General features: G+C 71.8%; 1 protein-coding gene. It reads right to left on the bottom strand.

All coding sequences use genetic code 11. The features are described 5' to 3' along the window. Nucleotides 1-393, bottom strand: a 393-nt coding sequence (locus ACEN88_RS34500) for a hypothetical protein (protein WP_413346907.1), incomplete at both ends; no start/stop codon positions are given.

A 393-nucleotide genomic window follows, 5' to 3' on the forward strand; every position in this document is an offset into this window, starting at 1 on the left:
GCCGGGCAACGCGCAGGCGCACGTCCTCGGCGCCCTGCGCGCCCGGCCGGTGATGGGTCCCGTCGCGCTGCGGAGCGTGGGTCGAGGCCAGCCCGACGTCGTTGAAAAAGAGCGGCAGCGTGGCCGTATAGCAGATGGCGCGGCGGTACAGCAGGTGGTCGGCCACCAGCTTGCCCCAGGCATGCACGCCCGTCAGGTCGAGGGCGACGCCGTCCGGGCAGTAGCGCGCCAGCAGGGCCTGCATGCCCCGGCGCGACACCACGTAGGCGCCCGCCGAATAACATGCCGGCTCCCATTCGTGCCACAGGATGCCGTGCCGCAGGTACAGCTCGCCCAGCTCCAGCACGACCGGCGCATGGCTCACGTGCAGTTGCAGGATCTCCCAGTCGGGCG

The sequence above is a fragment of the Massilia sp. CT11-108 genome, from assembly GCF_047302915.1.
Lineage (GTDB): Bacteria > Pseudomonadota > Gammaproteobacteria > Burkholderiales > Burkholderiaceae_D > Telluria > Telluria orientalis.